The 20,289-nt window shown below is 62.4% G+C and carries 19 protein-coding genes; 8 read left to right on the forward strand and 11 right to left on the reverse strand.

Translation table 11 applies throughout. The features are described 5' to 3' along the window. Positions 1 to 85 precede the first annotated feature (85 nt). The 5 genes from ABX74_RS17905 to ABX74_RS17925 are packed head-to-tail and all read left to right on the forward strand — an operon-like array spanning position 86 to position 5,744. A complete protein-coding gene (locus ABX74_RS17905; RefSeq protein ID WP_007735955.1) occupies positions 86 to 1,276 on the forward strand; it encodes a lipid-transfer protein in 1,191 nt (396 codons plus the stop codon). 42 nt (positions 1,277 to 1,318) lie between these two features. Beyond that, the gene (locus ABX74_RS17910; RefSeq protein ID WP_019746343.1) at positions 1,319 to 1,750 is read left to right on the forward strand and encodes an SRPBCC family protein; all 432 of its coding nucleotides are present in this window, start codon (positions 1,319 to 1,321) and stop codon (positions 1,748 to 1,750) included. 7 nt (positions 1,751 to 1,757) lie between these two features. Continuing rightward, positions 1,758 to 2,633, forward strand: a complete 876-nt coding sequence (locus tag ABX74_RS17915; protein ID WP_019746344.1) for a MaoC/PaaZ C-terminal domain-containing protein — start codon at positions 1,758 to 1,760, stop codon at positions 2,631 to 2,633. 41 nt (positions 2,634 to 2,674) lie between these two features. After that, positions 2,675 to 3,541 carry an SDR family oxidoreductase gene (locus ABX74_RS17920; protein ID WP_007735961.1) on the forward strand — a complete coding sequence of 289 codons (867 nt, stop codon included), beginning with the start codon at positions 2,675 to 2,677 and terminating at the stop codon, positions 3,539 to 3,541. 4 nt (positions 3,542 to 3,545) lie between these two features. Then, the gene (locus tag ABX74_RS17925) at positions 3,546 to 5,744 is read left to right on the forward strand and encodes an acyl-CoA dehydrogenase (protein ID WP_020905718.1); all 2,199 of its coding nucleotides are present in this window, start codon (positions 3,546 to 3,548) and stop codon (positions 5,742 to 5,744) included. Positions 5,745 to 5,764: 20 nt separating this feature from the next. Here ABX74_RS17925 and ABX74_RS17930 read toward each other — a convergent pair whose 3' ends face one another. The 6 genes from ABX74_RS17930 to ABX74_RS17950 form a co-directional block, all read right to left on the reverse strand. Next, positions 5,765 to 7,177 (reverse strand): amidase, encoded by a 1,413-nt coding sequence (locus ABX74_RS17930; RefSeq protein ID WP_047889361.1) that lies wholly within the window; start codon positions 7,175 to 7,177, stop codon positions 5,765 to 5,767. Positions 7,178 to 7,267: 90 nt separating this feature from the next. After that, positions 7,268 to 7,426, reverse strand: coding sequence for a hypothetical protein (locus ABX74_RS30450; RefSeq protein ID WP_020905720.1), 159 nt, complete (start codon positions 7,424 to 7,426; stop codon positions 7,268 to 7,270). 144 nt (positions 7,427 to 7,570) lie between these two features. Further along, on the reverse strand, positions 7,571 to 8,221 hold the full coding sequence (locus ABX74_RS17935) for a sterol desaturase family protein (protein ID WP_019746348.1): 651 nt from the start codon (positions 8,219 to 8,221) through the stop codon (positions 7,571 to 7,573). Beyond that, complete coding sequence (locus ABX74_RS17940; protein ID WP_019746349.1) at positions 8,218 to 8,940, reverse strand: FadR/GntR family transcriptional regulator; 723 nt, start codon at positions 8,938 to 8,940, stop codon at positions 8,218 to 8,220. The genes ABX74_RS17935 and ABX74_RS17940 overlap by 4 nt, the downstream gene beginning before the upstream one ends. Before the next feature lie 54 nt (positions 8,941 to 8,994). Beyond that, a complete protein-coding gene (locus tag ABX74_RS17945) occupies positions 8,995 to 9,966 on the reverse strand; it encodes an ABC transporter substrate-binding protein (RefSeq protein WP_047889362.1) in 972 nt (323 codons plus the stop codon). Between the two features lie 53 nt (positions 9,967 to 10,019). After that, positions 10,020 to 10,991, reverse strand: coding sequence for a helix-turn-helix domain-containing protein (locus tag ABX74_RS17950; protein ID WP_053062045.1), 972 nt, complete (start codon positions 10,989 to 10,991; stop codon positions 10,020 to 10,022). Positions 10,992 to 11,062: 71 nt separating this feature from the next. Between ABX74_RS17950 and ABX74_RS17955 the strand changes: the two genes are divergently transcribed. After that, positions 11,063 to 12,076, forward strand: coding sequence for an ABC transporter substrate-binding protein (locus ABX74_RS17955; RefSeq protein ID WP_019746353.1), 1,014 nt, complete (start codon positions 11,063 to 11,065; stop codon positions 12,074 to 12,076). A gap of 12 nt (positions 12,077 to 12,088) precedes the next feature. Here ABX74_RS17955 and ABX74_RS17960 read toward each other — a convergent pair whose 3' ends face one another. From ABX74_RS17960 to ABX74_RS17970, 3 genes are read right to left on the reverse strand one after another with little or no spacing between them, the layout of a single operon-like run. Then, positions 12,089 to 13,540 carry an amidase gene (locus tag ABX74_RS17960; RefSeq protein WP_047889363.1) on the reverse strand — a complete coding sequence of 484 codons (1,452 nt, stop codon included), beginning with the start codon at positions 13,538 to 13,540 and terminating at the stop codon, positions 12,089 to 12,091. 33 nt (positions 13,541 to 13,573) lie between these two features. After that, positions 13,574 to 14,836 (reverse strand): amidohydrolase, encoded by a 1,263-nt coding sequence (locus ABX74_RS17965; protein WP_047889364.1) that lies wholly within the window; start codon positions 14,834 to 14,836, stop codon positions 13,574 to 13,576. A 27-nt stretch (positions 14,837 to 14,863) separates the two neighbouring features. Beyond that, on the reverse strand, positions 14,864 to 16,072 hold the full coding sequence (locus tag ABX74_RS17970; RefSeq protein WP_047889365.1) for an MFS transporter: 1,209 nt from the start codon (positions 16,070 to 16,072) through the stop codon (positions 14,864 to 14,866). A 99-nt stretch (positions 16,073 to 16,171) separates the two neighbouring features. Between ABX74_RS17970 and ABX74_RS17975 the strand changes: the two genes are divergently transcribed. After that, the gene (locus ABX74_RS17975) at positions 16,172 to 17,191 is read left to right on the forward strand and encodes an Lrp/AsnC family transcriptional regulator (protein ID WP_047889366.1); all 1,020 of its coding nucleotides are present in this window, start codon (positions 16,172 to 16,174) and stop codon (positions 17,189 to 17,191) included. Positions 17,192 to 17,194: 3 nt separating this feature from the next. On the opposite strand, the gene ABX74_RS17980 is transcribed toward ABX74_RS17975, so the two are convergent. Continuing rightward, entirely contained in the window at positions 17,195 to 17,908 is a 714-nt protein-coding gene (locus tag ABX74_RS17980; RefSeq protein ID WP_019746358.1) for a TMEM165/GDT1 family protein, read from the reverse strand. Positions 17,909 to 18,200: 292 nt separating this feature from the next. Further along, on the reverse strand, positions 18,201 to 18,728 hold the full coding sequence (locus ABX74_RS17985; RefSeq protein ID WP_019746359.1) for a hypothetical protein: 528 nt from the start codon (positions 18,726 to 18,728) through the stop codon (positions 18,201 to 18,203). Between the two features lie 165 nt (positions 18,729 to 18,893). Between ABX74_RS17985 and ABX74_RS17990 the strand changes: the two genes are divergently transcribed. Then, positions 18,894 to 20,243, forward strand: coding sequence for a DUF1254 domain-containing protein (locus ABX74_RS17990; RefSeq protein ID WP_046377720.1), 1,350 nt, complete (start codon positions 18,894 to 18,896; stop codon positions 20,241 to 20,243). Positions 20,244 to 20,289 lie beyond the last annotated feature (46 nt).

Genomic DNA, 20,289 nt, shown 5'->3' on the forward strand with positions numbered 1-20,289 from the left:
CCCCGCCATTGACTGGACAAGATGTCTCACATACTTTGGTGGGACAGCGTGTCACACACAGATACCGTTCTCTTCAGGAGTGGCAATGAGTAACAGGGTTTTTGTCGTCGGCGTCGGCATGACGAAGTTCGAGAAGCCGGGAGCCCGCGAGTGGGACTACCCCGACATGGCACGCGAGTCGGGTACCAAGGCGCTCGAAGACGCGGGTATCGACTACACCGAGGTCGAGCAGGCATACGTCGGCTACGTCTACGGCGAGTCCACCGCAGGTCAGCGGGCTGTCTACGAGCTGGGTCTGACGGGCATCCCCATCGTCAACGTCAACAACAACTGTTCGACGGGATCGACCGCGCTCTACCTCGCCACGCAGGCAGTCAAGAGTGGTCAGGCCGACTGCGCACTGGCGCTGGGCTTCGAGAAGATGCAGTCCGGGTCCCTCGGATCCACCTACGACGACCGTGAACAGCCACTCATGCGGCACCTCCTCGCTCTCGCCGAGCTGCAGGAGTTCGCGATGCCGCCCGCTCCGTACATGTTCGGCGCGGCCGGCGTCGAGCACATGGAACGCTTCGGAACCACTGCAGAGCAGTTCGCGAAGATCGCCGTCAAGAACCACAAGCACTCACTGAACAACCCGTACGCGCAGTTCCAGGACGAGTACACCCTCGAGCAGATCCTCGAAGCACGCCAGATCCACGGGCCGCTCACCAAGCTCCAGTGCTCGCCTACCTCGGACGGATCCGGCGCGGCGATCATCGCCAGCGAAGCATTCGTCGAGAAGCACGGGCTTGCCGCTCAGGCGATCGAGATCGTCGGGCAGGCCATGGTCACCGACATGAACAGCACCTTCGAGGACAAGAGCGCCATCAGCCTCGTCGGCGCCGACATGACTCGTAAGGCCGCTGAGAAGGTATACGCGCAGGCCGGGATCACCGCCGACGACGTCGACGTCATTGAACTCCACGACTGCTTCTCCACCAACGAGTTGCTGACCTACGAGGCACTCGGACTGTGCGCCGAAGGTGACGGCGGCAAGCTCGTCGACGCCGACGACACCACCTACGGCGGACGCTGGGTGGTCAACCCGTCCGGCGGCCTCATCTCCAAGGGTCACCCCCTCGGCGCAACCGGCCTTGCCCAGTGCGCCGAACTCACCTGGCAGCTCCGCGGAACCGCCGACAAGCGTCAGGTCGACGGCGCGAAGGTCGCGCTCCAGCACAACATCGGACTCGGCGGCGCAGTTGTCGTGACCGCATACAAGCCCTACGCACGCTGAATCACACCCACAACCCGCCAGCTACCCACTAGGAGTTTCATCATGGCTTCCGTTTCCGTCTCCGCTGTACTGCCCGCATCCCCCGAGAAGACCTGGGATGCGCTCTCGGACCTGTCTCGCTGGGAAGAGTGGCTCACCATTCACCAGGGCTGGAAGAGTGAACTCCCCACCCAGGTTGCGTTGGGCGCCAAGTTCACCGAGGTCGTCTCCGTGATGGGTATGGCAAACAAGATCGAGTGGACCGTCGAAGAGGTCGAGGTTCCGAAGATGGTCAAGATTGCCGGTACCGGAATGGCCGGCGTCACCGTCGAATTCGTTCTCTCGGTCGAGGCCGACGGTGCCGGTTCGAAGGCAACCGTCGACGCCAGCTTCAAGGGCACCATGATCGTCGGGCCGATCGGCAAGGCAGTTGCCAAGAACGCCAAGGCTGATCTCGAGGCCTCGCTGGCTAAGTTCGCCGAGCTGGTCGGGTAACGGCTCAATGACGACGCCGAAGACCAACGCGGTCGAATTCGATACGTCCGGGCTGGACGTATGGACCGATCCGGAGCACTTCGAGGTGACAGCTGAGCGCATCGCCGAATATGCCGCTGCCACCAACGATCCCATCGAGCGACACCTGAAGGGCGAGATCGCTCCGCCGGTCTTCGCTGTGGTACCCGTCTTCATGTCGATGGCACCCGCTGCGCTGTCGGTGGCGCCGGTCGAACTGCTGATGAAGCTCGTTCACGGTGAGCAGGACTTCCTGTTCCACCGTCCGATCTACCCCGGTGACCATCTGGTCGCTCGTGCCAAGCCCATCGGATTCGAGGGCCGGGACAACGGATCCACCGTCGTCATCTACGTCGAAACCAAAACCGACAAGGGTGAATTGGTCAACGAGCAGTGGATGACGGCCTTCTTCCGCAAGGTCGACGCGGGCCCCGGACTGGGCGAGAAGGCTCCCGAACATCGATTCGACGACGCTCTTCGCGCTGGTAGTCCGGCAGCGGTGGTGAATCAGCATATCGACGAGGACCAGACGTTCCGGTACTCACCGGCTTCCGGCGATCCGATGCCGATCCACCTCGACGAGGAGATCGCTCGGATGTCCGGGCTCCCCGGAATCATCAATCACGGGCTGTGCACGATGGCGTTCACGTCGTGGGGAGCCCTGACCGAACTGGCGGGCGGAGAGACCGAGCGGTTGCGCCGTCTCGCAGTGCGATTCGCGAAGCCCGTGCTCCCGACCCAGGACATCGAGACGGTGTTCTACAAGTCGGGTTCGGCAGACGGAGCCACGTCGTACTCGTACGAAACCAGCGCGGTCGGCGACCTCGTCATCAAGGACGGCCTCGCGGTCATCGCCGACAAATGAGTCTTCATGTCCGACAACTGAACTGATGGGAATCTGAACTGATGGGAAGTCTCGACGGTCGCGTAGCGATCATCACCGGAGCAGGACGCGGCATCGGCCGTGAGCATGCGCTGCTCTTCGCTCGTGAGGGTGCGAGCGTCGTGGTCAACGATCTCGGCGGAGCAAACGACGGTTCCGGTGCAGATGCCGGCCCCGCGCAGCAGGTAGTCGACGAGATCGTTGCCGCAGGCGGAAAGGCGGTCGCCAACACCGACAACATCGCCACCTGGGACGGCGCCGAGGGCCTCGTCAAGCAGGCCGTCAGCGAGTTCGGCCGACTCGACGTTCTGGTCAACAACGCGGGCATTCTTCGTGACGCCTTCATCGCGGGTATGGACGAGAGCCAGTGGGATGCAGTCATTGCCGTGCACCTCAAGGGGCACGCAGCGACTCTGCACCACGCTGCCGCCTACTGGAAGGACCAGAGCAAGGCAGGCGAGACTGTCAACGCTTCGGTCATCAACACTGCTTCGGCTTCGGGTACCTTCATGCCCAACGCGGGCCAGGGCAACTACGGCGCGGCCAAGGCGGGCATCGCAGCTCTGACCTTGGTGGCCGCAGACGAGCTCGATCGATACGGTGTGCGCGTCAACGCAATTGCGCCGATCGCGCGTACTCGGCTGACGCTGGCGACCCCCGGTATGGGCGCGTTGTTCGCCGCCGAGGTCCCCGAGGGTGAGTTCGACGCGTTTGCGCCGTCCAACATCTCCCCGTTGGTGGCCTATCTTGCGGCAGCGGACTGCAAGCTGACCGGCAAGGTGTATGCCGTTCAGGGTGGGGCCATCACGGAACTTGCCGGCTGGCACGGTGTGAACACCATCGAGAGCGAGGGTCCCTGGACCACCGCCGACCTCGCAGAACGTCTGTAAGCGCATGGCACGCAACGCATACGAACTCGGCCTCGGGCTGAGTGAGGAGCACACGGCACTCGCAGATTCGGTGCGGTCATTCGCCGAGCACACCATCACTACCGAGCAGGTTCGCGCGGCGGTGGAGTCACGGACCGAGGACAAGTTCCCCGAGTTCTGGACGGCTTTGGTCGGGCAAGACCTTCTCGGGCTCGCGGTTCCGGAAGAACAGGGTGGTCACGGCGCCGGTCTGCTGACCTTGGCGGTGGCACTGGAAGCATTGGGCCGCACTGTCTCTCCCGGCCCGTTTGTTCCGACGGTATTGGCAAGCGCCGTTCTCGGCGGCGCCGATTCCAAGGCGGGACCCGAGTTCCTGCCCGGTCTGATCGACGGAAGTCGTACGGCAGCAGTCGCCTTGGGTGCTCCGTTGGCGGCCGAGTCGTCGGACGGCGGATACAAGATCACGGGCGCACTCGACGGTGTGCTCGGTGGTGAACATGCCGACGTGCTGCTGGTCCCGATCCAGTTGCCCGAGGGTGTCCGCTACGCGGTGCTCGAGAGCAGCGCAGTCGCGATCACCGTGCAGGACAGCATCGACGTGTTGCGCGGCAGTGCGCGGATCGAAGCTGACAATGTTCAGATCAGCGCCGAACGGATACTCGACGGTCTCACCGAGGCGCGGGTACGGTCCATTGCCGCAGTCGTTCTCGGTGCCGAAGACGTCGGCGTCATGTCCTGGTGTGTTTCCACTGCGTCGGAGTACGCCAAGACCCGTGTGCAGTTCGGGCGACCGATCGGTCAGTTCCAGGGCGTCAAGCACAAGTGCGCGCAGATGGGCATTGCGCTCGAGCAGGCACGCGCCGTTGTGTGGGATGCGGCAAGCGCATTGGACAAGGGCGACGACACGGCAGATTTTGCCGCCGATATCGCCGCAGTGATCGTGCCGGACGCCGCAGTGCAGGTAGCGCAGGATTGTGTGCAGGTCCACGGCGGCATCGGATTCACGTGGGAGCACGACGCCCACCTGTACTACCGCCGCGCGCTCTCGATCCGCGGCATTCTCGGCACCCGCGAGGATCGTGCCAACCGTGTTGCGCAGCAGGCACTTGACGGTGTCAGCCGGGCTTCGGTTCTCGAACTGCCGCCCGAGGCAGAGGAGATCCGCGGCGACATTGCGGCCGAGCTTGCCAAGTTGGTCGAGCTCGACGAGGACGACCAGCTGATCGCGCTCGGCGACGGCGGCTGGGTTCAGCCTCACCTGCCGAAGCCTTACGGGCGCAGCGCCGCTCCGCTCGAGCAGATCGTCATCTCCCAGGAGATCAAGGCTGCGGGTATCTCGATGCCACAGCTCCTGATGGGCACCTGGGCCGTGCAGGCCGTCGTAGCGCATGGTTCGGACAAGCAGAAGCAGGAATTGGCAATACCGACCCTGCAGGGTGAGCTGGTGTGGTGCCAGCTCTTCAGTGAGCCCGGTGCTGGTTCCGACCTCGCGTCATTGTCCACGAAGGCCGAAAAGGTCGACGGCGGTTGGAAGATCACCGGTCAGAAGATCTGGACCACGGTTGCTCAGTTCTCCGACTGGGCAATGCTGATCGCCCGTACGGACGCCACCAAGCCGAAGCATCAGGGCATCACCTACTTCGTGCTCGATATGTCGACACCGGGCATCACCGTCCGCCCGCTGCGTGAGATGACGGGTTCGGCGTTGTTCAACGAGGTGTTCCTCGACGACGTGTTCATCCCCGACGAGAACGTGGTCGGCGAGGTCAACGACGGCTGGAACGTCGCACGTACGACGCTGGCCGGCGAGCGCGTCGCCCTGAGCCAGAAGATGGAGGCGTACGCCTCGGACTCCGATCTACTGAAGTTCGCGAAGTCAGCAGACCTGAGCCCGATCGGGCGCTACCGCGTCGGCGAGCTGGTGGCCGAGAGCCAGGCGATCGACCTCATCGGCTCCCGCGTTGTGCTCAAGCAACTTTCGGGAATCGACGTGAGTACGACGTCGAGCGTCGGCAAGCTGTTGGCGATGAAGATCAGCCAGTCGATCGCCGAGTTCGTCGTCGCCGAACTGGGTGCTGCCGGAGCGGTCAGCATCCCAGGTCAGCCGAGCGACAAGGCGATGGAGCAGCTCATTTCGGGCCGTGCCACCACCATCTACGGCGGCACAACCGAGGTGCAGCTCAACGTGATCGGTGAGCGCATGCTCGGATTGCCACGAGACTGAGGGTATTTATCGGGTGGGGCTCAGTCCTGGATTCTTCTCCAGGGCTGAGCCTCTTCCAGTTCGAAGGCCAATTCGAGGAGTGTGCGCTCGTCGCCGAGATCGGCGGAGAAATGCGAAGCCAACGGCAAACCATTGCTGGTCTGGTGCATCGGTAGCGAAATCGCGGGACCACCGGAGATGTTGTTGAGCGGTGTGAACGATGTGTACGCGATCAGCTTGTCGAAGAGTTCCTCGAAAGGCTGAGCAGGAGAAAGGTATCCGAGCTCGGGGGTGGTGTGCCCCAGAGCCGGCGAGAGCACGACGTCGTACTTCAAGAACATGGCGCTGTACTGCTGCTGGAGCCGTCGCAGGCGGTAGAGCACGCGCGGCGTCTTCACCAGGTTCTTCCGGTACAGCGTGTACAGGCCCTTGGTGAGATTGTCGGTGCCGGACTTGTCGAAGTCAGGCCCGAGCATCTGTTTGCCACCGGTGGAGATGGCAAACGACAAAAAGCCCCAGTAGATGCTGAAGTCGTCGATGAATTCCGGTCCGACGGGCAATGCCGCGTCCTCGACGTGATGGCCAAGGCTTGCAAGGAGTTCAGCCGTAGCTTCGACGGACTTGCGTGTCTCGTCGTCGGTCTTGGTGACCGTCACGGAATCGGTGATCACGCCGACGCGCAGGCGGGTTGAGCTGGGTCCTTCGATCAGACGAACCGGTGCGAGTCGTGGATTGCGGTAGTAACTTTCGGCCGCTGACATCCATCGTGCGGTGTCGCGAACCGTGCGGGTGACGGCGCCCTGAGAGATCAGCCGGATCGGCATCGACTTGTCGGCCGGATCGGCGATGGTACGGCCGCGAGTGGGTTTGAGTCCGACCAGTCCGCAGGCAGCGGCGGGAATGCGAATCGATCCACCACCGTCGTTGGCGTGCGCGATCGGGAGGACTCCGGCAGCAACCAGTGCGGCAGCGCCACCCGAGGAAGCGCCAGACGAGTAGGCCGGGTTCCACGGGTTGTGCACGGGTTCTTCCGTCATGTACTCGGTGGACGCACTGAATCCGAACTCGGGCAGTCGGGTCTTGCCGATCGAAATGGCCCCGGTGGAGAGGAACTGCTTCGCGAAATCGCTGTCAGCCTTGGCAGGGACTGCTGTGAAGGCGGTGCTGCCCTGCTGGGTGGGAAGGCCGGCGCTGTCGGTGTTGTCCTTGATCGCGGTGGGGACGCCGGCGAAGATGCCCGCGGCCGGCCGGTTGCTCCTGGCAAGGGCGCGATCGAAATCTGTGCAGGCCAAACCGTTCAATCGCCCCTGCACTGCCTCGGCGCGCGCGATCGACGCCTCCATGACTTCCCGTGCGGTCACCTCGCCTGATTCGATCCGGGCGGCGACGCCGGTGGCGTCGAGATCGCCCAGGGCGTCATCGGTGAATGCGTGGACGGGGGTGTTGGGGCTCATGGGGATCCTTGTCAGGCGGAGGCACTCAGGTCGTCCGTCCAGCATATTGGACGGACGACCCCTGAGTGGCGCTATCTGTGGATTGCGGTATCAGCTACCGAAGATCGTCACAGCCTGCTCTGCTGCCTGCGGTGCCTGCTGGAACAGGCCCTGAGGGATGAACTGCTGAGGAATGAACTGCTGGGGACCCAACTGCTGGAAGTTCGTGACCATCGGGTGGATGACGTTGTTGAATACATCGTTGAACATGTGTTGCGTCCTTCGGTTACAGCGTTTTTCGAACTTCTGACTCCATCGACACTAAGCACGGTTCGGGTGGGTTTCAACGAAAATCACTGATACACAGTCAAGTTCAAGTTCATTGCCAGCTAGGGGCCAGGAATCGGCGTTTCTTCACAGCTTCGACGCGGTGCCGTGCAGATTCTTGGCTGTCGGGGACGTCTCGACGGATTTTGGATCGGGGTACGTGCCCAGTACGCGATCGGCCGTTCCCGCGGTGGTGACGGTGAACCAGTAGTGCTCGTTCTTGAAGTGATGGTTGCGATGGTTGCGCCAAACCGACCGGTAGAGAGCAGTTTTCGGCTTGTAGTCACTGTGGATGAGGAAATGAGTCCACTCGTAGCCGAGGCCGAGTACGGAAATACAGGTCAGGAAGGTCAGACCGAGTTCGACACGGGGAAACGCCAGGAGTGCGACGGCAGTCAGGACGGGAATCACGATCAGGAGCGTCTGCCACGGAATGAAGATGAGTGAGATGGTTCGCGGGGCGAAATGGTGCTCCCGATGGCTGCGCGCCAGGCGTGAATCGAGGGTGACGCCGGCAATGGTCCGCGGCTTCCAATGGAGAACGAAGACGTGAATAATCCACTCCACGAAGGGGAATGCGGCAAGCATCACGAGCGGAACAAGGGCGTCGGTGATCTGCCAGTTGCCCAGCGTGAAGCGCGCTGCCGCAGCGACCACCAACATGGTGCCGATCATCCACGGCGTCGGTGACTTGCGGAACGTCCGTGCTGCGTCGGCCAGAGTGAGAGGCTTGCTCATGGTTTGAGTCCTTCCAGGAAGGTGAGAGCATCGCCGATTGCCGTCGTACCGGTGTGAAGGAGCTGTGCGGCTGACGCCTCGGCAGTTGACTCGTCGTGTGAAGTGATGGCGGAGGCCAGTTTTCGATACAGGTCGGTCTGGCCGACTTCGGCGACCATGACGGAGGCAAGTGCAGTCATGGCCGGTTCGTATGCAGCGCGCAGGCTGTTGAAGATCAAACGGAAGGCAATGGAATCCGCGCTGTCGACGACGACGTCCCAGAACGCCAGAGCGCGGTCTTGCAGCTCTACCGGATCTTCGGTGGCGCCTAGTTGATCCACGGCCGTGTCGAGTTCTCGGGCAGATTCCGCGGAGATGCGACGGGCGGCCAGCACCGCGATCTGCGGTCCCATCAACTCGCGAGTTTCCAGGACGCTGCGCACCACGGTCAGGTCGGGGACGCCGTCTCGAACCAACAACTGGGGGAGAAGTTCGGGTCCGGCCTGGCGTCGAAAATCTCGCACGGACGTGGACTCGCCCTGGCGGACCTCGACGAGCCCGGCCTGGGCGAGCTTCTGAATTGCCTCGCGGACTGCGGGCCGCGAGACACCGAATGCCTCGGCGAGCTTGCGCTCGCTGGGTAGCGCCTCACCCGCGGCCAACTCTCCGGCCAGCACTTTCACCGAAATCTGGTCGAACACTGCGCCGGAAGCGGAGGTACGTGCAACGGGTTGGAACATGTACTGACCGTAAGCGCTAACTGGTGAGAGGTCAAGTGGTATGACCAGTTACCGTCACTGCAGGTTGCGAGTGGTGTCCGCCAACTTGTTCAGGAAGTCCGTGTAGGTGAGTGCGAATCCGACTTTGTCGTCGTAGTCGAGCGGTGCAACATTGCCGGCGACCACGGCTGGAACACGATCCCACGCCGGGTTGCCCGGCCAGGAGTCGAGATTCTGGGCGACGACGACATCGGCGTCGGCGAGCACATCCGCATTCTCCCAACCGAATTCGGCGCTGTAGCCGCCGATCGCGGCCGACTGGGCGGCGGTGATCGCGTCGTTGGACAAGATCGTGTAACCGAGTGACGACGCTACGTCGACGGTCAGGTTGTTCGGGGTGTTGAACACGAAGAACTTGTCCTCGATCAGCGATACGAAGGCGATCGTCTTGGTCTGCGCGACGGAACCGACGTCGTCGCGGGCAGTGGCGAGAGCGGCTTCGTACCGCGCCTGTGCTGCCGAGGCGGCGGCGGTCTTGCCCAGTAGTGCCAGTTGCTCGCCCATGAATCCCAGAGGCCCGCCGAGTGATTCGGTCTCCTTGTCGGGCGAGCTGCCGTCCTGGATCACCAGAACCGGTGCGATGTCCTCGAAAGTGAGGTTCTGTGACTTGTAGCTCTCGTACCAGCCGACGGAGATGAGGATCAGGTCCGGGTTGTAGCTCAGCACGTCCTCCTTACTGAGATTGCCGCCCAAATGCCCCGCATCGGCAGGGACCTTGGATGCGAGATGGCTCGACTCGTCGTAATCGAGGGCGACGATCGGGTAATCGGCGAGAAGTGCGAACTCGAGGGACGTCCGGGAGTCGATGACAACCACTCGCTGCGGGTCGGCAGGTATCTGGGCGGAGTACCCCGCGAAGCTGTAGTCGATGGTCTCGGCCGAAGGCGAGGGCTGGTCGTCGGACGAGCTGCACGAGGTGAGCGTGCCGATCAGGATCGCGCCGACCGCGAGCGCGATAGACCTGGCAAAACGGCGGCGGTGGTGCATCTGTGGTGTTCTCCAACGTGTTCGGGCAACATGGTTTGCCTTGCCTAACAACGCTAACGTGTCACCCGTGCGGGTTTGGTGCCATTCTGATGCGGTTTCATGACAGGTGAGAACGAGCGGAAGTACGCGGCGGGGGTGTGGCCGATGACCTGCCTGAACAGGTCGATGAACGTTCCAGGGTTGGCATACCCGAGGCCGCGGGCCACGGCGACGACAGGTTTGCCTGCGGCAATCTCGATCAATGCAACGCGGACGCGCACCAGAATTCGCCATTGAGTGAGCGTCGTGCCGGTGTCGGCCTGGAAGCGGCGCATCAAGGTCCGACCACTCACGCCGATGGTGCGAGCCCAGTCGGAAGTGGTGCGGTCGTCCGCCGGATCGGCGATGATCTGCTGGGCAATCGAAAGAAGGTCAGGCGTTCTCGGCAACGGAATGTCGAGACTCGCGGCCTGAACGGGATGGATGAGGTCGATTGCCACCTGCTGTAGCCGTAGTCGCTTCAGGTCGGGCATGGCGTTGTTCTCGTTGTGTAACAACACCTCCCGAAGTGCACCGGTCATGGGTATGCCGACTATCGAGTCCCAATCGGTGTCGATTCGATCCGGCGTCAGGTACGTCGCGAAGATGACGGCGCCGTCGTCGGAGCGGACACGGTGCGCAGTGCCGGCAGGAATCCAGATGCCGAGCATCGGCGGAACCATCCAGAGGTGTTCGGACGCTTCGAGGGTGACGGTCCCACCTGCCGACCACAGCAGTTCATGTTCGCGGTGGGTATGGAAATCCCAGACGCCAGTTGCCGTGCTCTTGAACCGGATGGTGCTGACGGACCACGGCTCCGCGACGATCCGGTTCGGGGTGGACACCGGCTCGTTCCACGTCGACGGTTCCAGGGTCGGCGCTCCCCACAACATGATGCCGGGGAAGTCCTGTCGCGAAGGCGTCACGAACCAAGAACGTACCGGCGTCCGGCCGTCGACCGAGGGGGTGCGCGTATCGATGGCTCGATCGAAACAGTGGTTGGCCATGACGCTTCACCGTAACAGTGCAGGTGAGAGTAATTTTAGGTAGCCCTAATTCGGATACCGTCAGGAAACCCATGACATCACTTCTCTTGCCTACCGCTGATACCGATGCCGAGTTCGCTCGCATCACCGCAGCACTTACCCGACGCGGTTTCCTCGGGGCCGGTGCCTTGGCGGGGATCGGATTGCTCACGGCCTGTGGAACCAGCTCCAGTGAATCGGCCGAGGGCTCGATGCGCACCATCAACACGGCACTGGGGCAGGTGGAGGTTCCCACCAACCCGCAGCGAGTGGTCAGCGCCGATTACTACACGGGCCCCGCGATGTTCGACGCCGGATTCACGCCCGTCGGATTGCCGGTGGACTACGAGAACGCCGACGGTGTCCCGGAACCGTATGCGTCTGCCCTGCGGTCTCTTCCGAAGGTGGGACGCTGGTACGAGCCCAACGCCGAGGCGATAGCGGCTTTGTCTCCCGACTTGATCGTGATGACCAACCTCCTTTCGGAGAACAACCCGGATCTTTACGAGCAGATCCGGTCGATTGCACCGACCGCAGTTTTTGCCGAAGACGGCCAGTACGCGTGGAAGGAGCGCGCCCTCGGGGTCGCGGACGCACTCAACCAGAGTGCGAAGGTTCAAGAGTTGGCAGACCGATACGAGGCGCGGATCGCGAAGTTCCGCAGCGACAACGCTGACGTGTTGAGCAAGGTGAAGGTCGTCTACACCACGTACTTCGAGGAGAGTGGTTTCTCGCTGTACTCGCCGACCAAGTATCAGACGACGGTCATCAGCGAGGCCGGGTTCCAGTTCAACGACCGCTCACTCGCAATTCCTGCCGGCAGCAACGAGTGGTTCCCGAAGGAGCAGTTGGAGCTACTCGACGAAGCCGACGTCATCATCACCAACAGTGGCAAGGGCCCCATCAACGAGAAGTTGGCGAACGACACCATCTTCCAGCGTCTGCGCGCCGTCAAGAACGATCAGGTGTACTCGTTCGACTACGAGGGCGTCGCGTCGTTCGGTTGGGCCCTGACGTTCCTCGAGCAGTTCCAGCCGATTGCTGAGGAGATCAGAGCCAAGCTCTGATCTCCTCAGCAATCAAGAGGAAGCCGGCGCCACCACGTCCAGCCTCGGTTGATGCTGGTCGGTGTATGCCCACGGGCGGATCTTCTCCAGTGCTTTGCCGATCCGGAACACGGTCGGTTCGTCGTACGTATGGCCGACGATCTGGACGCCCGTGGGAACGCCGTTGTGTGCGTGTCCACTGGGCACCGCTAGTACGGGGCACCGATTGGCGACGTTGAACGGCAACGTGAGAAGTGCTTCGGCGGTGGTGTTCACGTGCTGGTCCGCAACCGTGAGGCCGTCGAGCAAAGACTCGCCTGCCGGGAAGGCGATGGTGCCCGAAGTCGGGCAGATCAGCGCATCGAATGGAGCCATCGCCTCGGCGAGCTCTCGTTGCATCTGGGTTTCTTTGCGAAGGCCGTCCAGAAATGACATTTCCGCAGCGCCCTTCGACGTGATCGCGACGTTGTCGAGCGTGTAGTCGGCAAGAAGATCACCGTGGACGCGAGCAACTTCCGCGACGGATGCACCCATGATCGTTCCGAAATGGACTTTCACCGCTGCTGCCATCGAATCACGAGTCCACGGCAACTCGATCTCCTCGACGATCGCGCCGGCATCGACCAACGACTGTGCGAGAGCCCGGGTGTTCGCCTCGATGTCAGGCTCGATGGGGAAGTCACCGAGCCGCAGGCACAGGGCAATGCGCATTCCCTCGACCGACGGGTACTCGTGTGGCAGCGTGATCGCCGGCCTGAGGGAAGAATGGTCACGCGGATCCGGCCCGATCAGAACGTTGGCCAAAAGAATTGCGTCGTCGACAGTTCGGGCCATCGGACCGTCGCCACGGTAGGAATCCATGGACAGCGGGGCGACCCCGGGAATGCGGCCGTACGACGCTTTGAGTCCGACGGTGCCGGTGAAGCCTGCCGGGCCCCGCGTCGACCCACCGATATCGGATGCTGTTGCCAGAGTGGTAGTTCCGGCAGCGAGTGCAGCGCCCGCACCTCCGGATGACCCGCCGGGGCTGTAATCGAGATTCCAGGGATTGCGAGTCACGCCCCATAGTGGAGAGTGCGTGAACGCCGCAACACAGAACTCCGGCGTCGTGGTGCGTGCGTGAATCAAGCCGCCTGCTGCCAGAACTCGATCGATCACCGGTGCGTTCTCGCGGGCGATGTTTCCGCGCGCCGCCAGCGAACCTTCGGTCAGAGACTTTCCGGCAATAGCGTGTTTTTCCTTGGCAGCTACCGGAATTCCCTCGAGCGGCCGCGGATCGGGTCCGTGGCCGAGATATCGGCTCTCAGCTTCCCGAGCGCCGGTCAGTGCCTCCTCGAACATCTCTTCGGTGAAGGCATTGATGTGAGGTTCGAACTTCTGGGTTCGGTCGACGACTGCTTGTAGCAGCTCGACCGGAGACAATTCTCGCGTGCGAAAGTGTGCAATAGCTTCGGTGGCGCTGAGGTAATGCAGGTCGTCTGACATGGCGTTATCTCCCTGGAGAAGTATGTGTAGGAATCACGCGCTTCGCGCAAGGGCGCCCAGTGCGGCCGCAGTCATAGCCGTGACACCTTCGGGTAGTGCCGCGGCCGGATCCGGCGCGAAGCGCGGTGAGTGATTCGAGGGTGTGCCGGGAGGAATCCGTCCCTCGGCGAGTGCGGCGAGAGCTCTTTCGTCGAAACTCCGAAGCGCCGTCCCGCCGAAATGCCAGAATACGGAGGGGCATTGGGCAGCAGTGCCGAAGACTCCGAAGTCCTCGCTGCCTGAAAGTGGTTGCGGCAGGGTGTGCATTCCCAATCCGGCCCGGCGTAGGTCGGTCATCACCGTGGACGTTGCGTCCGGAGTGTTGACCGTGGCCGGAAAGCCGTTGTACGCATGAACGTCCGGCGCTTCGGTGGCGCCTGCTCCGTCCGCTTCTGCGCGAGCGATCCGGCCTACAGATTCGAGCATGTGTTCTCGCGACGATGCGCTGAAAGTTCGCAGACTGAGTAGTAGTTCGGCGTCGTCGGCAATGATGTTCGCAGCTGTGCCGGCGTGCAATGCTCCCACCGTGAGCACCGGTGCTGTCGGGGTTGCCGCTTCATGAGCGACCAGACTTTGAATGCGCAGCGCGAAAGATGCTGCCATCAACAAGGGGTCGATGCACGCGTACGGCGAGGACGCATGCCCACCACGGCCGTGAAAAACCACTCGAATCGTGTCGGATGCTGCCATCAAGATGTCGGGTTTGCTGACCAGCATCCCAGCCGGAGTCGGGCCCACGTGTTGTCCCAGGCAGAGGTCCGGTCGCGGGAAGCGGTCGAAGATTCCGTCGTCGACCATCGCACGAGCGCCGGAGCCGGTCTCCTCGGCAGGCTGGAAGACCGCGACAACAGTGCCGGTGATCGACGTCGGATCCGCGGAAAGTGCTGCGCACGTGGCAAGTAGCGCGGTTACGTGGACGTCGTGGCCACACGCATGCATGACGCCATCCGTCTTGGAGGCGTATGACAACCCGGTGTCTTCTGCGACCGGCAACGCGTCCATGTCGGCGCGTAGCAGGATCACCGGCCCGCTGCTCCCTTGGAGAACACCGACGACACCCGTGCCGCCGACTCCGATCGTGACGTCCCAGCCGCCGATCCGCCGAAGCTCTTCGGCAACAAGTGCGGCAGTGCGAGTTTCGTTGCCGGACAACTCGGGGTGTGCGTGCAGGTCCCGGTACAGATCGAACCAGTGCGGCTCGACGGTTCGCAACCGCGACGGGTCTCCGAATTCAAGATTCGAAAGCAGTTGGTTCATGGTCGATCTTCTTTCGGTTGGTGATGATCAGTTGGCGGTTTTCAGTTGCACCAGGTTCAGCATCTTTTCTCGGGTCTGCGGCGCTGCCATTACCGCGATGATCGCCACGACGGGCCCGAGCGCGAGCGATACGAACGCCGCTGACCAGGAGAGATGGTCCACGATGAATCCGAACACCAGCGGCGCGACAATCCCGGCGACCATGCCGCCGAAAATGATCATCGACGAGGCGGCTCCGACCACCGAAGAAGGCAGGCTACGAAGTGGGAGCGCAAAACACGGCATGAAAGCGAAAGAGGCAGCGGCAGATCCGAGGGTGACGAGAACGACGAACAAGGCCGTGTTGGAGGCGAAAGGAACTGAAACGAGCATCACGATGCACGCGAGCATGGACGGCACTACGACGATGCGGCTGTTGCCTGCCAGTCGATCCGAGATTCGGCCGCCGATGACGGTGGTCACGGCGGCCACCACGGTTGCCGGGATGAGAAGGAGGCTCGCACTCGAGAGGGCGATTCCACGTTCGTCATGGAGGTAGGACGGAACCCAGGACGACATCCCCCAGATCACGAAGTCGTAGCCGAAGAACATCAAGGCGAAGAGCCACATCGCGCGGGAGCGAAGTACGGTGCGCATGTTGTCCCAGGAGGAATCCGGACCGTGGTCGATCTCCGCCGGAAGTGCGGGCGGGAGCCACAACTTGATGCTGACGAGCGAGAGTACGCCGAGCGCCGCGACGGCCAGAAACATCCCACGCCAGCCGATCAACGGGAGAAGCGCTGCCGCAACGACAATGGCGAGAAGCGTACCGACGGCGTTGGAACTGTTCATCCATCCGGTTGCGGTGGCACGTTGCTCCGGGATGCTGCGTTCGGCAACCAGCTTTACTGCGGCTGCCGGAAACACGCCCTGTGCGAGACCGAAGAGAAAGCGAACAACCAGAAGCGTCCCGAACGACCACGCAAGGGCGGTGAAGCCGGTGAAGACACTCCACGCCACCAACCCGATCAGAGCCATCCGGACTGCGCCGTATCGATCGGCGAGCAGTCCACCAGGCAGTTGGGCCAGTGTGTATGCAATGAAGAACGTGGAGATGATCAATCCACGCTGGGAGTAGTCGAGATCGAACTCCTCACCGAGCAAAGGGAGGGCGAGGTTGATCGCCAGCCGATCTATGTAGTCGATCGCGTAGGCGACGAACAGCAGCGCGACCGTGACTTTGGTGGAGCGAAGCACTGGGCCTCCAAGTGGTGAACCTGTGAAGTGATTCACATATCTTTGGCAAACCGGCAGGGATCACCGGCCAGAATGCAGTAATCCAGCAATACTTGGCAGATGAAGCCGGAATCCAACGCATTTGTGATCGCGGAATCTGATCTGGAGATCATCAATGCACTCCAACTCAACCCCCGCGCGTCGTGGACGCAGTTGTCGTCGGTACTCGACATGGATTCGACGACGATCGCCCGCCGGTGGCGTCGACTCGTCTCGAACGGTCATTCGTGGGTCAACGCGGTCGCAATCGGTCGAACCCACATATTCGGCTATCTCCTGATCAGGACCACTCAGGATGCGGTTGCCGACGTGGGGGAGCGGTTACGTGAGCTGGCCTGCGCGTATCTGTTGGCCAGGACGGAAGGTGAGTACGAGTACTTCGTCGGAGTTGTGGCCGCCGACCAGAAGAGTTTGGACGCCTTGGTGTGTGAGCACCTTGCTGCCGATCCTGGAATCTTGTCGATCAGAAGCCGGGTCGGGGTGAAGGTGTACCGGGACGGCTTCAGTTGGGAGCCGGGCGCTCTGGGGCAAGCAGGTCGCGCTCAGCTGGCAACCGCTGCGGCGCCGGCAGATCCGACAGTGTTCCGTGAGTCCGACGGTGCCCTGTTGGAGGCGCTCGGCCGTGACGGACGTGCCAGCTATGCGCGTCTCGCCGCGATTTGTGGAACGAACGAGACTGCGATTCGACGGCGCTTGGCCCAGTTGACTGCATCGCGACAGTTGATTTTCCGCTGCGATGTCTCGCAACAGGCTGTCGGTTCACCGTTCGAAGTGATCTTCGATGTCGCTGTGGACGGTTCCACCGACGAACTCGGCAATCTTGTGTCGAGTTGGCCGGAGATCAGATTGTTGGTGGCGACTACCGGAACAGCGAACATGTTGATCAGCGTGTGGCTGAGCAGCCTCGCGCAGAGTCTTGTCGTCGAGGATCGACTCCGCCGAATCGGTAGTGTGCGGATCCTCGATCGACGTGTCTCGCTGTACCCGATGAAGCGGTTCGGGCAGCTACTCGGACCGAGCGGAGTGGCGGAAGGTCATGTCCCGGTCGCGATTTGGGGCGCCGGCGACGTTATTCGTTGAGCGTCAGTCGATCGGCGTCCGATTGTCGTCGACGAGGTGTGTATCGGAGTCGGTCGCACGGGAGCGCTTCCAGATCATACGTGCCAGCGCACCCAGTACGGACACTGCCAGGACAACGCCACCGCCGATGATGCCGGCCGACGAGTCGGGGAAGATGCCCTCGAGCAGCAGCCAGACACCGAAGACGAAGAACAGCACCGCGGCGCCGATCTTGATGAATCCGTCCGGGAGGTGCTTGCCCAGTACCGAGCCGACGATGATGGCGAGAGCGTCGGCCGCCACCATGCCTACCGTCGACCCGATCCAGACGCCGATCCAGTCGTTGTCTGTCGCAAGGGTGATGGTGGCGAGCATGGTCTTGTCGCCGAGTTCTGCCAGGAAGAAGGCCGACGCGACGGCGATGAAGGCGGATCGCGTGACGCGACCGGCTTTGTTCTGCTCGTCGTCGGTGAGATCGTCACCGCGCAGGGTCCAGAGGCCGAAGATCAGGAACGCGATCCCGCCGACGATGGAAATTGCCGCGGTGGGGAGTGCGACGCCCAGGTAGTGGCCGACGGCGACCGAGACAAGGTGAACAAGGGTGGTGGCGACGGTGATTCCGCCGAGAACGACCCACCAGCGATATCGCAAGGCAAACGTCATTGCCATCAGTTGCGACTTGTCGCCGAGTTCCGCGACGAAAATGACGCCGAAACTCAAAAGTATTGCGGCAAGCAAGGTTTACTCCTCCGGTCGGTGTAGGTCGGAGGAAAAATGCGAGCCTCCGGCCTGGGCAGGCGCATAGTGCGCTTGTCCGGCCGAAGGTCTCGCCCACCGAGGCCACAGGACCTTCGGTTCGCCAGGCCGGGTGCTTCGCGATCCACACCAGGCGGAGCGCGTCGAACCAGTATGTCGACACAGGCGATTGGGGGCTACTCCCCTTCGTTGCTACCCACGTTAGCGCGGTCGGCTCGAATTGGCAAAGCGCACAGCAAGTTTGGGAGTCCGAACTTATCGCTTACCGCGGCCGTCACGAAGCGAGGAGCATGGCCAAAACAGCGGTGTCGGGATCGCTGATCAAATCGATGCCGACGCGGCTGATCATGGAGACGACCGTGCCGTCCGGCTCTGCCTCCACCCAGGCCGCACGATGCTCCAAGCCCAGGTAGGGAAGTCCTGGCAGTAGTACGCACCCCGACGCGCTTCCCTCGCATTCCGGCAGGCTGGGGGTAGTTTCCGACGGCGGGTGCAGCATGATCAGTGCCGGCGGCTGATGGTCGGAGAAACGGCCGGGTGTCAGTGCAAAATCGCCGAGCACCGGACCTTCGGCAACCACCAGACCGACGGTGCCGGGTTGCGGATCCTCGGGAACGTCCTCACGCACTCCGAAGACCGTCGTCGTCGGCAACAATCCCGGCATCGAGGCCACTCGGACAGCCAGGGCGAGAAGCTGCGCCCACTCCTGGGTGGTGTCCGGCCAACGGCCGGAAATGACGAAACCCTGCAAAGACCCAGCGGCTTGGAACGGAGAAATGCCTATTGCTTCGTTTCTGTTCATTTCTGTTCCTCCCTCGGTGCTGGGGCAAATCTCGGTCTGACGCGCATGCGTCGGTCCGGCACACCTCGTTGGGTAATCGAAATATGCACCTATTCGGTACTGGCACACAAGACAGGGAGAGTGCCAGCCAGGTTTGCGCTGGTGAGAGCGGTGGTATGCGCAGGCATGACTCTGTCGAAGAACCGTTCTCGGCTCGAAGACCTGGCAACGCAGGCGTGGATCTTCGGGTATCCCCTGTTGATTGCGGCGGTATCGCGTGACGTCATGACGGCGACGCCGACCCCGGTGGCGATGAAAGCCCCGCTCAACCAGTTCGCTTATGCGCGTACGACGCCCGACGCGAGCTTCACCGATGTCGTCTCGCCCAACGCGGACACTCTCTACTCGTCGGGGTGGCTGGACGTCTCGACGGAACCGCAGGTGCTCTCGCTGCCGGACTTCGGCACCCGGTACTGGTTGGTCCCCATCCTCGACGCGTGGAGCGACGTCTTCACGGTGCCGGGATCTCGGACGGTAGGACGCACCGGGGGGCCGTACCTGGTGGCCGGACCGAATTGGAAAGGCAACGTGCCCAAGGGTTTGACGCTGCTGCGGTCGCCGACGGCGATGAATTGGATAGTCGCCCGCTACGCGACGTCAGGGGGAACAGACCTGGCCGAAGTGCACAGCCTGCAGGACCGGACGCGACTCACACCACTGTCGGAATGGACGGGTGACCCGCAGGACTACACGCCCGGAGAAGTTCCGGTGAACTCTGCTGTCGACACGCGCACACCGCCGGTGGACCAGGTGGCCGCAATGGACGGCGAGGCCTTCTTCACCACGCTCGACGCACTTCTCGACGACAATCCTCCGCGTCCGGAGGATACCGAGATGATGAAACAGCTGTCCGACATCGGAATCGGCTCGTCGCTGCCCTGGAAGTCGCGCCCGCAAGAGGTGCGTGATGCCCTCGACCGAGCTGCGCGGACCGGAATGGACGTGCTGAGCGAGATCGCCAAGGAGGCGGAAGGCAATCCGAAGAACGGCTGGACGATGCACCGCGGCTTGGGGCATTACGGGACTCATTACGCTCAGCGGGCTCTGATCGTCTGGCTCGGTTTCGGGGCCAACCTCGACGCAGATGCCGTGTACCCGCACGCTACGACGGACGTCGACGGTAAGCCTCTGACCGGTGAGAAGAAGTACGTACTTCATTTCGAGAAGGACGAGCTCCCGCCGGTCGAGGGATTCTGGTCGCTCACGATGATGAACGAGCGGCAGTACTTCGTGGACAACCCGATCGATCGATATGCCATCGGCGATCGAAGTGATCTGGTGTTCGCCGACGACGGCTCGTTGGACATCTATCTCCAGCACGAGTCGCCTGGTGGCGAGAAGGAGCGGAACTGGTTGCCGGCTCCGTCCGGTGACTTCAACGTCTTTCTGCGCCTGTACTGGCCGAAGGCTGCAGTGCTTTCGGGATCGTGGACCGCGCCCGGTATTCGGGAAGCAAGCATTCGGGAAGCAGGCTGAAAGTCCCCTCGCTTCGTACCCGAAGAGCACAACTCGGTATCAGCCG

Source organism: Rhodococcus sp. ARP2, from assembly GCF_001029585.1.
Taxonomy (GTDB): Bacteria; Actinomycetota; Actinomycetes; order Mycobacteriales; family Mycobacteriaceae; genus Rhodococcus_F; species Rhodococcus_F erythropolis.